This is a genomic window from Bradyrhizobium sp. USDA 4502, from assembly GCF_054063355.1.
Map to the genome: position 1 here is coordinate 521,267 of NZ_JBSSGF010000001.1, position 12,219 is coordinate 533,485.

The 12,219-nt window shown below is 59.1% G+C and carries 12 protein-coding genes and 1 pseudogene; 11 read left to right on the forward strand and 2 right to left on the reverse strand.

Annotated features, from left to right (window positions below; translation table 11 throughout):
- Positions 1-554: 554 nt before the first annotated feature.
- The 3 genes from ACVW1B_RS02465 (at position 555) to ACVW1B_RS02475 (ending at position 3,726) form a co-directional block, all read left to right on the forward strand.
- Complete coding sequence (locus tag ACVW1B_RS02465; protein WP_069275757.1) at positions 555-1,010, forward strand: autotransporter domain-containing protein; 456 nt, start codon at positions 555-557, stop codon at positions 1,008-1,010.
- Between the two features lie 525 nt (positions 1,011-1,535).
- Positions 1,536-2,732: a prolyl oligopeptidase family protein gene (locus ACVW1B_RS02470; RefSeq protein ID WP_253603454.1), complete on the forward strand. Its 1,197-nt coding sequence runs from the start codon at positions 1,536-1,538 to the stop codon at positions 2,730-2,732.
- A 274-nt stretch (positions 2,733-3,006) separates the two neighbouring features.
- The gene (locus ACVW1B_RS02475; protein WP_081334949.1) at positions 3,007-3,726 is read left to right on the forward strand and encodes an aspartate/glutamate racemase family protein; all 720 of its coding nucleotides are present in this window, start codon (positions 3,007-3,009) and stop codon (positions 3,724-3,726) included.
- A gap of 37 nt (positions 3,727-3,763) precedes the next feature.
- Here ACVW1B_RS02475 and ACVW1B_RS02480 read toward each other — a convergent pair whose 3' ends face one another.
- Positions 3,764-3,973: a hypothetical protein gene (locus ACVW1B_RS02480; RefSeq protein ID WP_069275755.1), complete on the reverse strand. Its 210-nt coding sequence runs from the start codon at positions 3,971-3,973 to the stop codon at positions 3,764-3,766.
- A 594-nt stretch (positions 3,974-4,567) separates the two neighbouring features.
- Between ACVW1B_RS02480 and ACVW1B_RS02485 the strand changes: the two genes are divergently transcribed.
- The 8 genes and pseudogenes from ACVW1B_RS02485 (at position 4,568) to ACVW1B_RS02520 (ending at position 9,882) form a co-directional block, all read left to right on the forward strand.
- On the forward strand, positions 4,568-4,954 hold the full coding sequence (locus tag ACVW1B_RS02485; RefSeq protein ID WP_253587814.1) for an ectoine synthase: 387 nt from the start codon (positions 4,568-4,570) through the stop codon (positions 4,952-4,954).
- Positions 4,951-5,880, forward strand: coding sequence for an AMP-binding protein (locus ACVW1B_RS02490; protein WP_069275753.1), 930 nt, complete (start codon positions 4,951-4,953; stop codon positions 5,878-5,880). The genes ACVW1B_RS02485 and ACVW1B_RS02490 overlap by 4 nt, the downstream gene beginning before the upstream one ends.
- Positions 5,881-5,989: 109 nt before the next feature.
- Positions 5,990-6,214 (forward strand): AMP-binding protein, encoded by a 225-nt coding sequence (locus ACVW1B_RS02495; RefSeq protein ID WP_253587810.1) that lies wholly within the window; start codon positions 5,990-5,992, stop codon positions 6,212-6,214.
- Positions 6,215-6,312: 98 nt separating this feature from the next.
- Positions 6,313-6,645, forward strand: a complete 333-nt coding sequence (locus ACVW1B_RS02500; RefSeq protein ID WP_176731258.1) for an AMP-binding enzyme — start codon at positions 6,313-6,315, stop codon at positions 6,643-6,645.
- Positions 6,572-6,916: a phosphopantetheine-binding protein gene (locus tag ACVW1B_RS02505; RefSeq protein ID WP_069275751.1), complete on the forward strand. Its 345-nt coding sequence runs from the start codon at positions 6,572-6,574 to the stop codon at positions 6,914-6,916. Before ACVW1B_RS02500 ends, ACVW1B_RS02505 begins: the two co-directional genes overlap by 74 nt.
- Positions 6,917-6,980: 64 nt before the next feature.
- Positions 6,981-8,167: pseudogene (locus tag ACVW1B_RS02510) on the forward strand (IS3 family transposase).
- The gene (locus ACVW1B_RS02515; RefSeq protein WP_253603451.1) at positions 8,164-8,802 is read left to right on the forward strand and encodes a thioesterase domain-containing protein; all 639 of its coding nucleotides are present in this window, start codon (positions 8,164-8,166) and stop codon (positions 8,800-8,802) included. Before ACVW1B_RS02510 ends, ACVW1B_RS02515 begins: the two are co-directional and overlap by 4 nt.
- 510 nt (positions 8,803-9,312) lie before the next feature.
- Positions 9,313-9,882: a 4'-phosphopantetheinyl transferase family protein gene (locus tag ACVW1B_RS02520; protein ID WP_245313732.1), complete on the forward strand. Its 570-nt coding sequence runs from the start codon at positions 9,313-9,315 to the stop codon at positions 9,880-9,882.
- A 1,365-nt stretch (positions 9,883-11,247) separates the two neighbouring features.
- Here ACVW1B_RS02520 and ACVW1B_RS02525 read toward each other — a convergent pair.
- The gene (locus tag ACVW1B_RS02525; RefSeq protein ID WP_256558526.1) at positions 11,248-11,373 is read right to left on the reverse strand and encodes a hypothetical protein; all 126 of its coding nucleotides are present in this window, start codon (positions 11,371-11,373) and stop codon (positions 11,248-11,250) included.
- Positions 11,374-12,219: the final 846 nt, after the last annotated feature.

The following is a 12,219-nucleotide window of genomic DNA, read 5'->3' on the forward strand; positions in this document are numbered from 1 at the left end:
GCCTCGTTTTCGCCGGGGCGATGGCTTTCGACAAAGATGTGCCGCCCTTGAACACCAGATGCTCGCCGAGATCCGAAGGAGCTCGACCTTGATGTCTCCGGACAGCAGCAGCGCGACGATTGCTGGCCACGGCACCGGCGAAGGGGAGGGGCCGCGGGACTTCGGCTTGACACTGCACAGCAATCTGTCGGCGGCGAAAGGATGGAGATCGGACATCATTCGGCCCGGTGCGCCTAGCCGAGACCCACGAAGCGGGAAGGTGTCCTGCCAAGGCACGGATTTGCGTGAGCAAAGCGGGTCGCGCTCCGTGTCGGAATTCAAGGGACGGCCTATCGGAGTCTCTTGCTGAGGGGCCGCAGCGTGCCGCTGCGGGCTTACGAACGCGCGCGCCAATCACGTTCGATGCGGCGGTGACGGAACAGTATGCGCAGGCATTCGCCAAAGGCGAGGTCGACGACCCCGCCGCAATGCCTGCGTTCGCAGCGCTCGTTGGCGCGCGCGGAGGACCGCCTCGCCAGCTTCCACTTCGAGCGCCGTCGGGGCTCGGGCGCTGAGTGGCTCGCAATTTCAACCTGCCGCAGGGCTACTTCATCGAGCCGCAGGCGCAGCTCGTGTACCAGAACATTGACCTCTCCGGCGCGCAGGATGCCGCCGCCCAGATCCGCTTTGCCGATGTCGATTCGCTGGCGGCACGGGTGGGCGCGCGGTTCGGCCGGACATGGTCGCTGGACGACGAATGGGTCGGCGGTTTTGCCCGCACCATCACCGCATCGCTGCGGCCGAACGTCTGGCACGAGTTCCGCGGCAACCCGATGACCCAGTTCTCCTCCGACACCGGCTTCATCCCGTTCCGCTCTAGCCTCGGCGGCAGCTGGGGCGAGCTCAACGCCGGTATCAACGGCCAGATCAACAGCTTCACCACGCTGTTCGCCAACGCCTCCTACCAGCAGCGCTTCGAAGGCAACACCTACGCCTACGACGGAAAGCTCGGTATTCGCGTAAATTGGTAAATCCCGGGTCTGTGTCGGATCATCTCTGTGACGCCAAAGGAAGTTGTGTCGACAGGCACGCGAGCGTCTGGGTCATATCGAACGTGGGGATGGCAGAAGGACCAGTTGCGTCTGGACCATAAGACGAGCCAAAGGGTTCGCTTACGCTAGCGCGTCGCTTCGCGGCAGACCGAACTATGGCGCGTTCAACTCAGCGAAGGCTGGGCGCCGAACGCGCCAACACTCCGGCGGCTGACAGCTTGCGCGCTCTGTCCGAGCGCAAGCGAGAAGCAGCCCCGCCGCGATCCAGCGCCGCCGATTTCCACACCAGATTGTCAGCTTCAGACCCAATGTCGGGAAGCTGACCTGGCGATGCGGTACGACGCGTCAGAAATTGCTGTTTTCCAGACGGCATGCTGCTTGCACAGTCGAGGTGCGGGCGGCGCGACATAGTGCGTGCACGCTCGCAACACGAATTTCACAACTGTCGCCCAGTCGCAAGAACCTGCAAGCTCGCCCTGTGTGTGCCCGTCCGAGGATAAGACAATGAAAAAATCCGTTCTGCGCGCCTGGTTGCTCTCGATCATATGTCTGACAGTCGTGCAGCTCCACGGGCAGTCTGCTGCGACGCCGGCGGACGATCCGTTTCTCTGGCTCGATGAGTCCGAGGGGCCGCGCGCATTGGCCTGGGCGCAGGCCGAGAACGAAAAGACGCTCGGCTCGCCGCACTCGGATCCTCGCTATGATCGCTTTTACCGGGACGCGCTAACCATCCTCCAGGCAAAACACCGGATTCCGTACGTTTCGCTTGGACGACAAGATCTCGAAAATTTCTGGCAGGACGAGAGCCATGTGCGCGGCATCTGGCGGCGCGCCAGCCTTGAGAGTTATCGCGGGGAGGATCCCCGGTGGGAGACCATCCTGGACATTGATGCCCTCGCTGCCGCCGAGAAAAAGAATTGGGTCTACGAGGGGCGCAGCTGCTTCGGGCGCCGCTGCCTCATCCAACTTTCCGATGGCGGCAAGGGCGCCGTGTCCATACGCAAATTCGATCGTGACGCCAAAAGCTTTGTTACAGGTGGATTCGAGCTGCCAGAGGGCAAGCAGCATGTCAGCTGGCTCGATCGTGACACTGTCCTTGTTGCTAGTGATCGGGGCGAGGGGATCACGACCGAGGCCGGCTACGCTTTCGAGTTGAAGGAGCTCAAGCGCGCTCAGCCGCTCGATCAGGCGCGCGAAGTCTTTCGTGGCCAGCGCACCGATTTCGGAATCGTGCCAATGGTGCTTGGTGAAGGTCGGATCCATGTGACCGGCGGCGTCGCCCGTCGGATCAACGGCTTCGAGCGCCAGTATGTGCTGTTCGGTGCGGCGGGGCCGGTCGAGCTCGATCTGCCGAACAAGGCGGCGATCGTCGGCATCGCGAGTGGCCGCCTGCTTGTGAAACTGGACGAAGACTGGATGCGGACCGGCGAGACCAGCTTCAAGACCGGCCCAGTGATCTCGTATGACTGGGCCGAATGGAAGCAGGATCCGCTGCGGGCTAAACCATCTGTCGTTTTCCAGCCCAATTGCCGGCAGGCGCTCCGCGGATGTTCCCCCCGACCCGCTAGGAGCCGCACCTCAAGCCGGCCGTCGAGTGATGCGACGGCGCACACCCATGAACACAGTCATCGGTACGTTGGTTTTTGCGTCGGTCAATCAGGGCGATGCGTCGATCAGACCGCTGTCCTCCACTGTGCTTGATGTGCCGCCAACAGGCGGACACCGAAAGATCGCTCGATCCGGCAAACGCACTGACGGGAGTTGCTGCACCGAGCTGCAACTTGTCCGAATTGTTTGCACAACGCCATGCCCTTTCAGCCGGCTTCGCAGCTCGGGTGAGAAGAGTTTTTGCCATCGTCAGAGATAAGGCCTTTGATTTTGCATTTCCATTGAGATTGCGAGAAACAACGCCGACTATTTGCCGCCGAAGGCGCGGCACGCCTGTGTCGCCTTCACATCAAGTGGAGATCGTAAAGTGCAGCAAACCATTGGGCTGATCGGAGGGATGAGCTGGGAAAGCACGGCCATCTATTACAAGGAAATCAACGAAATCGTCCGTCAGCGCCGCGGCGGTCTCGCCTCGGCAGACATCTTGCTTCGCTCTGTTGACTTTGGCGATATCGTCGCTCTTCAGGAGGCGGGAGAATGGAGGCAAGCCGCTGCTTATCTGGCGAGGATCGCCCGACAGTTGGTCGATGCAGGCGCCGGCTGCATCCTGATCTGCACCAATACGATGCATGTGATTGCCGACATCGTTGCTGCCGAGTTGAGTGTGCCGCTCATCCACATCGTCGATGTGACCGCTGCGGCCCTGCTCGCCGCTTTCGTCAAGCGACCACTCTTGCTTGGGACGCGCTATACGATGGAGCAGCCGTTCTATTGTGATCGCCTGCGGCAGCGGTTCGACCTTTCGCCGGTCATACCGGCGGAGCACGAGCGCAGCCGGATCCACGCTGTCATTTTCAATGAGCTGTGCCGCGGCACGGTTTCTGATCACTCGCGCCAGGAAGTTATCGACATCATTGCGCGAGGTCGCGACCGAGGCGCCGACGCGCTCATCCTTGGCTGCACGGAGATTGGTCTTCTCATCGGCCCCGAACATACACAATTGCCGGTATTCGATTCAGCGAGGCTGCATGCCAGGGCGGCAGCTGATTTCGCCGAGGGCAGCGGTCGGCTCATGCCGCCTCCTTAAGTGCGCAGCGAACATAGCTGAGCGAAAGCACAATCACTCAGTAAGAGATCCCGTCGAAGAGGAGCGAAACGTGTGTGTCCTTAATTCCGCCAGCCGCAATGCTCTGGATTGCGTCAATCATGAAGAAGCTCGCATCAAAAAAGGATAAGCGCTCTTCGTCGAAGACAAGTCGCTGCTGATGATCGCGCTGTCGCTCGACGCGACGATGGTACAGTTCCACGTCGCGCGCACCGCTCGAACGCGCCAAGTAGAAAGCGTGAAGTCTTAGCCACCGGCAATGGTTGGATCTTCAACGATAAAGGTCAGCCGACACTGTCCGACCGGTTCTCCCTCGCAGACTTGCTCGCATCCGGCCATATCTTGTCAGTTTGTCAGATTGGCTTCATTGCCTTGCCAAATCCTTTCCGCTCGCTAGCCAGCTGAAACAGCCACTATCTCTTATCTGTGTGCGACCATGGCATGAGGTTCGCTCCAGTTCGCTGAGAGGCTGCGGTGCTGTATTCGTGCCGCGAGGCACAGTGAAGGAAGGAAACAACTTGCCAAATCTGCGATCGGAAACGCTTTGTCTGGCCGGCAACATCACCAGCAGCATTCTCGACCATACCAAGGCAGGCGGCGGCACCGCGAAGAAGAGGGAACATCAAGGTGGTACATGCACGCCGTCGACGCGGCTGCGGAATACCCTTACGCCGATATCTTTGTCTAGACGCCGGCGAGGGCTCGGGAGGCCTTTTGGGTGCAGCCGATGCTTCGGCAGTGCGCGGGAGCCGCGCTTGCCGGTCAGTACAACGACCTCCAGCTGCCGCAACAATGAATTTACCGTATCCGGCAATCGAACGCTATGATTGTGCGTAGCCTGCACGATGTTGAAGCGACCGATCACTTCGTCGATTGGGGCAATGGTACGAGCCACCGCCTTCTGACGGAGAAGGACGGCATGGGTTTTAGCGTCTGCCACACTGTGGTCCGCGCTAACACCGTTTCGCTTCTGCAATACCGCAATCATCTCGAAGCCTGCTACTGCATCGCCGGAGAGGGCGAGGTCGAGGACATGGACGGCAATGTCTTCTCCATTCGTTCGGGCGACCTGTATGTGCTTGACAAGCATGACAAGCATCTTCTGCGCGGGGGGCGGGACAAGGACCTGATCCTCGTCAGCATCTTCAACCCGCCCCTTAACGGAGCCGAGCGCCACAAGCTCAACGACCCGGCAGGCTCGACATATTGAGCAAGGCGAAGATCGACTGCATGACGCAGCATCTGCAAACTTTGTTACATGACGGCAAGGCCGATGCGGGACAGCCGGTCGGCCGCATCGACAATCTGTCGACCGACCAACGCACGTATCTACTGGAGGAGTTGAATCGGACGGAGGCGCCGTATCCGTCGGAGCTGCGCATCCATGAGCTGTTCGAGGCGCAGGTGCAAAAGGCACCGGAGGCGGTGGCGGTGGTCCATGAGAAGGAGAGATTGAGCTATGACGAACTCAATGCGCGGGCCAACCGGCTGGCGCATCATCTGATCGAGCTCGGGGTCAAGCCAGACCAGCCGGTGGCGATCTGCCTGGAACGCAGCGTGGCGATGGTGGTTGGTGTCTTGGCGATCCTGAAGGCGGGCGGTGCCTATCTGCCGCTGGATCCAGCTTATCCACCGGCGCGACTGCGGCAGATTGTCGGCGATGCAGCACCGCAACTGCTGCTTTGCGATGCCGCCGGTCGAACCGCATTGGGCGGCGAGGCACTCGCCGATGTCAGCGTGGTCGATCTGGAAACTGGCACCCGGGCCTGGTGCGAGCGGCCGCCCTCGGACCCTGACCCGCGCACGCTTGGGCTCACATCCCGCCATCTTGCCTATGTGATCTACACCTCAGGATCCACGGGAATCCCCAAGGGCGTCGAAATGTCCCACGGATCGCTTGTGAATTCGCTGGCGGGGTTTGGCACGTCAAAACTGCGTACACTTCAGTTCGCGACGTTGAACTTCGATGTGTCCTGCCAGGAACTATTCATTTGTTGGAAGGACGGCGGAGTACTTGTACTCCTGCGGGAAGAGACCCGGAGGCGCTTTTCCGACTTGCTGGAGTTTGTAGAGCGGGAGGCGATCGAGCGGCTTTTCCTCCCATTCGTGGCATTGAATCATCTTGCAGAAGTCTGAAGCACGCAGCGCGTGCAGCTACCCTCTTTAAGAGAGCTTTATACAGCCGGCGAACGATTAGGCCACTGCACTGCTTAAGGTTTTCTTCGAGGCACACCCGAACGCGAGATTGATCAATCAATTTGGGTCCACGGAAATCAGCGTCATTTCCGAGCACCACCTTGCAGCTGATCCGTCATGTTGGCCCGAGATGCCTCACATTGGGCGCCCAATCGCCAACACGCGGGTGTACTTGCTGGATGGCCATGGCGCGCTTGTGCCGTTTGGTGCGGTAGGCGAGCTTTACATTGGCGGGGCGGGGGTTGCGCGGGGCTATTTGAACGCCCTGAACTGACAGCCGAGCGGTTCATCGCCAGTCCCTTTGTCGAGGGTGATCGGCTGTACCGGACCGGCGACCTCGGGCATTATCTGCCGGACGGCAATCTTGAGTTTTTGGGCCGCAACGACGACCAGGTGAAGATCCGCGGCTACCGCATCGAGCCGGGCGAGATCGTAGCAAAGCTTTGCGAGCACGCCTTCGTGCGCGAGGCGGTGGTGGTGGCGCGCCAGAGCCGCGCCGGCGACAAGCATCTGATCGCCTATGTGGTCGGCGCGCCGGAGGCCGGTGAGGGCGATGGAGGCGGGCTTGCGGGCGCCTTGCGCGCGCACTTGAGTAGCCGGCTGCCGGACTACATGGTGCCGGCTGTCGTTCGTGCCGATCGCGGCGCTGCCGCTGACGCCGAACGGCAAGCTCGACCGCAACGCGCTGCCGGCGCCGGCCGATGAAGCCTATGCGCTGGCGGCCTATGAGCCGCCGCAGGGCGCGGTCGAGACGGCGCTGGCGCGGATCTGGGCCGAGCTTCTCGGTGTCGAGCGCATCGGGCGCCACGACCACTTCTTCGAACTTGGCGGCCACTCGCTGCTGGCCGTGCAGATGCTCAGTCGAGCATTAGAATTTGGGCTGAGCTTTAGCGCCGCCGACCTCTTCCAAACCCCTGTTCTCAAGGAATTTGCATCAAAGATTCATGTGGAGCCACGGCCCAGTAGCCCGGAGTAATTGACCTGCCCCTGAATATTACCTCCAGATGGAGTTAGAGTCCGGCCTGAGCAAGGACGGACAGATGAAGCGAGCAAGGTTCACGAAAGAGCAGATTATCTCAGTGTTGAAGGAGCGTGAGGCTGGAGCGACGACAACAGACCTGGCTCACAAACACGGGGATCTCCGAGGCGACGATCTACAATTGGAAGGCCAAGTTCGGCGGCATGGAAGTGTCCGAAGCCAAGCGGCTCAAGTCGCTCGAGGAAGAGAACGCGAAGCTGAAAGAAGGTACTGGTCGAGCAGATGCTCGACGCGGCAGCACTGCGCGAGTTTTTGTCAAAAACGGTAGGGCCGGCTACCAAGCGCGCCGCTGTGGCGCACCTGAAGGCCGTGATGGGCCTGTCGGAGCGACGGGCCTGCACGATCGTCGACGCGGATCGGAGGATGGTCCGTTACCGATCTTGCCGCCCTCCGGATACGGATCTTCGTGCCCGGCTGCGCGACCTTGCTCACGAGCGCCGACGGTTCGGCTACCGTCGACTGTTCGTCCTGCTGCGGCGGGAGGGCGAGCCATCAGGGATCAACCGCATTTACCGGATCTATCGGGAAGAAGGGCTGACGGTCCGCAAGCGGCGGGCTCGCCGCAAGGCCATGGGGTGCCGGGCACCGATCCTGGTGGAAGCAAAGCCGAATGCGCGCTGGTCGCTGGACTTCGTCCACGACCAGTTCGCCAATGGACGACGCTTCCGCATCCTCAACATCGTCGACGATGTCACCAAGGAATGTCTGGGCGCCATTCCTGACACATCGATCTCGGGCCGGCGTGTGGCGCGGGAACTGACGACGATTGTCGCTCGCCGCGGCAAACCCAGCCTGATCGTCTCCGACAACGGCACCGAGCTCACCTGCAACGCCATGCTCGCCTGGTGCAAGGAAACCGGCATCGACTGGCACTTCATCGCACCGGGCAAACCGATGCAGAACGGCTTCGTCGAGAGCTTTAACGGCCGGATGCGCGACGAGCTCCTCAATGAGACGCTGTTCTTCGATCTCAACGACACCAGGACCGAACTCGCGGCATGGGTCGCCGACTACAATGGCGAGCGACCTCATTCCTCGCTGCAATACCTCACGCCCGCGGCCTACGCCGCCACTCTCACCGCAACGGACGCTCGGCTGCGCAACCCCGACCAGCTCCGCCGATCGTCCGTTGCTCCACCCGCGCCACTTGGCGTACAAACCACCGAGACTCTAACTGCCGCTGGATGAAAGTTCAGTGGCAGGTCATAATTTCCGTTCGATCAACCGGATCGCAGCCACCGCTGTTCTTTGTCCCCAAAGGTTTTGGAGATTGTTCCTATGTCCTCGGTTTGGTGGCGGAAATGGATGTAGATTGCCCCGTCTACGCTCTGCCGTGGCCGCCCTTCAATGACGTTTATTCACGAACTCTTGAGGCGATGGCCGCAGAGGCGATCCTTGCGATTAAAGAGATCCAGCCACGGGGCCCATACCGCTTTGCTGGATACTCATCAGGTGCAATCCTGGCTTATGCAATTGTCGAGCGATTGCTGAGCATCGACGAAGTTGTATCATTTATGGCGTTCATCGATGTTAGTTCGCCTGCAGATTCTTCAAACGCTTCACAGATCAGTTTGGCTCGAGAATTTATTCTGGAGAGTTGCGGAATCTTGCGCGATGAATACGGCGAGGTTTTCGAAGGATACAAGGAGCAATGTTCCATTTCTGAGTTGCTCGAAAAGGCGCAGCAAAAGGAGTGTTACCTCCAGATCACGATCTCCACAGCGATGTTTCGGTGTATCAAAGGGCCGCGAGATTTCACCGGGCGCTACAATCGTGCCGAGTTCCGTCGCTCCCGATTGAGATACATCAGTTTATGGCAGTGAGCTTCTTGTCAGCCCTGGGTTACCACCTGACGAACAACTGCATCGCAAGGCACTCGCCAAACAAGGGTTGGGACTTATCATGCGGTATCGGCATTGCAACCACGCGACAATGGTGAGCAATCCAGAAAACCGGCAAGTTCTGGCTCGGGCCATTTCAAGGGCGCTCAGCGGGACTGTTAAATAGACAAGAACTTTCTCTCGAAAAAATTCTGAGTTCAAAGATCGGTCTCGAGCCCCAAATAACCCACAAGTCGGCAAGCGGCTCGGTGGGCCAGACTTCGGTCTCTCTGCAAAAGCTCCCGAGACTCTAACTCCCTCCGGATCATATTCAGGCGCAGGTCAGAAACGGTCCATATGTGGGCGGCCGCCGCCCCTCTGATCGACACTAAGATGTTCGAAAAGCTAGCGGGACCAAACAGTGGAGATTTTTACGATTGATCAACAGAACATCATGGTCGGCATCCGTCCGATAGAACGCTGCGACGAATGTACGCTTCCGAAGTCATGTCTATGGGACGCGCCGTTCCCAAAGTCCGCCGCGAAAGCGCTGCCGCAAGAGTAGCTGCCCGAACACTTCTTGAGCGATTGGGATTCCCACCAATGGCGATCTTGAAGACGCGCTCGGGTGTTCCGATCTGGCCAACCGGCGTGGTCGGATCTTTGGCGCACCACGATACAGTAGCAGCCGCCGCTATTGTAGGGACGAAAAGCATTGCAGCTCTCGGCGTCGACATTGAGCCTAATGAACCTCTGCCGGAAAACCTGATCGAATTGATTGCCACTCCTCATGAGCAGCGAATGTACGATCTACACACGCTCAAGCGGCGGGATCTCTTCGTTTTGAAAGAGGCGGTATATAAGGTGTGTTTTCCAATGGATGGCCAGTTTCTTGAGTTCCAGGACGTGGAAATTGATATCTTTGCGCGATCAGGACACGTGTCCAAGACAAATCGCACGTTTTCGTTCGAGTTATTTATTTCTAAGAATCTAATCGGGGTGGCGTATTCGCGGCCGAATGAAGTGGACAGCCCTCCAAGATCCAAGATCAGCAGTCACCCCCTAAAGCAATCGATACCCTAGCTCGTTCGCGCGTTCGTTGATCGGTCAGAGGGAAAACCGTGCGGCTGATGTTGTGCAAGGTAACGCAGGCGACTAGCCCTGGCTCCACTGTGTAGCCCTTCGCTCCGGCTTATCTTGGAAGTGTTGCTGGCCGTTGGGCAAAGTGCATCGCGCCCACGATGTTCGCATAACAAAAGTCGCCCGTCAGCACTTGAACCGCTGCTTTCTTTCCTTTAACGGGCGTGTTTTGCTCGCTCGTGCACTGCCGGATGAGCCGGCGACCTGGCGAGAAGCGCCTTGAAGCTCAAATCCGGAGCGTCGCTTTGAATTTGGTCAGAACTCTGTTGCGACGCGCATATAGATTCGCGCAGCCTCATCAGTCAAGCCCAAGCTCTGATTAAGTCACGGCAACAAATTGCCCGTGCAAGCACTGTCTTCTCGATAAATTTGCGGTTCACAACTTGCGGAAGGCAACGACAATTGCCTCTTCCGCAATCGAACGGACGGTCTTGTAACCCATCGGTGCATCGTGCACGAAGCCGCCTTTACGCTGCTTGGTGAGGTCTTCTGAGTGGGACCGTGGGCGAGCTTTCGACCGCTGTATCGCCGCTCTTGGCGTGCGTTGCCGTGCGCTGTCATAGAGTTTGGCCCACAGGTCCTCTCGCATGACGGATTAGAACCGACTGAATCTCCACGATCTGGGATCAGGCGTCGTCCGCCCTGTTCTCCCTCTCTTCGAGGCATCTGAGAGCGCGTTGGTATTCGAACTCGCACCACGCAAGCTCGAATGGTTCCATCAGTATCTCCATCCACGTCTCGGCGAAGGCCGCCATTTCCCATAAAAAATAGAATTCGCGACCTCCTGATTAGCTATCAGTTGACGACGCCCGCGAAGACGAATGAGATCTCGCTGTGGCCAGTCGCACATGCAGCTAAGAGGATCGTGATCAGCGGCTCAATTGGACGTTGGTAAAGATTGGGCACCTCAAGGGGGGTGCGAAACGATACGAAAGTTTATGGCGATCGTTCGCCTGGCTCGCACATCAGGGGCGAGGACACACCCGGGTATGATACCCTCCCGCCGCCATCCCTCGCTGGCGTAAAGACGCTCGGCAGCAGAACCTGTGGTAGTGCTGAGCGTCAACAACGTCTTCCCTCCTTTCGTGCTAACTCGCTGACAGCCGCGAGCAGCCGGCGACCGATGCTGCGACGGCGTGCACTTCCTTCAACCAGGATTTTGACGACTCGAGCGCGATGCAATTGACGCGGCAGGTACCATGTGGGTTGTGCCAACAATCCGACCTGCACCATCTTCCGCAGCTACGCATCCATTGCAAACGACCGCGTCCGCGATGCTACGCCAATACGCCAGCGCACGTCGTCGAGTTAGCGGTGGCAGAAAGCTGAGCGACTGGCCGTGGCGACGCAGTCAATGAGGATGTCGGCGAGACGCTCCAAACGCTTATCCACTTCGTCGGCGCCGATGCGCCGTACCTGAATATCGCCCGTCATCTGATTTCGGACAGAGCGAGCCGATCGTCCCAGCTAGGTCGGACGGTAGGTTCCAACGCCACCGCAACAGCGAGTTTCCATCAGAGCGACATGCTCTTAAGTGCAATAGGTGGTCACGTGCCGTGTCGCCCAACCCGACCGTAGCCGTGCAAATGACTACAGAAGACTACTCGGTCAAGGCCGCAATGCTCAGCTGCCCGCTCGAAGAAGCGCCTGGACCGGAAGGCGCGCTCCGCATCACGAACCAAATTTAGCGCAGAGCTCCGCAGCACGAAACAAATTTAACGCGGAGATGAGATTTTTGTCGCGCGGGAACAGCCTCCGAGCGGACCTGATCCGCGAGTCGTGGTCCAGTCCAGATATCGTCTGGCCCTCTAGAATAAGCGCCTCGGAGAATCTGCGAAGGGCAGGGCGATGCTGGTCAAGGGCGGTCTCGCTGCGCCTATTGGCACGAGTCACCATTTCAATGAAACTTTCGTCGTCCTCTGAGGGGGCCTTGGGCGGAATCGCGCTGCGAGCAGCCGGCTCGCAGCAAACGCGAAGATTGCTCAACGGCGCCTTCATCGTTCGGTTATTAGAATTCGTTGACGTGAGCGATAGGATTGCTGATTGCGCGGATCAAACGCTTGACGTCGAAAGCGGAGAACATGCCCGCGATCGGCGACGTTCGGTAGATACTGCTTTTAATCATTCCGAGCCGCAGCATTATTAGTCGCGTCATCAATTCGGCGCCGGTCTTCAGACTGATGAGGACAGGTACCGGTGCTGGCTGGGAGCGCCGTCGCCAAGAACGGCTCAAACGCCTTTTGTCTCGCCGAACCCTCATGCTGCTGTTCCGAGGTGGCA

Bases quoted from the DNA above. Each gene is read 5' to 3' on its own strand.
- ACVW1B_RS02520 (WP_245313732.1), top strand. From the start codon at position 9,313: ATGGGACGCGCCGTTCCCAAAGTCCGCCGCGAAAGCGCTGCCGCAAGA.
- ACVW1B_RS02515 (WP_253603451.1), top strand. From the start codon at position 8,164: ATGAAAGTTCAGTGGCAGGTCATAATTTCCGTTCGATCAACCGGATCG.
- ACVW1B_RS02470 (WP_253603454.1), top strand. From the start codon at position 1,536: ATGAAAAAATCCGTTCTGCGCGCCTGGTTGCTCTCGATCATATGTCTG.
- ACVW1B_RS02525 (WP_256558526.1), bottom strand. From the start codon at position 11,373: ATGACGGGCGATATTCAGGTACGGCGCATCGGCGCCGACGAAGTGGAT.
- ACVW1B_RS02485 (WP_253587814.1), top strand. From the start codon at position 4,568: ATGATTGTGCGTAGCCTGCACGATGTTGAAGCGACCGATCACTTCGTC.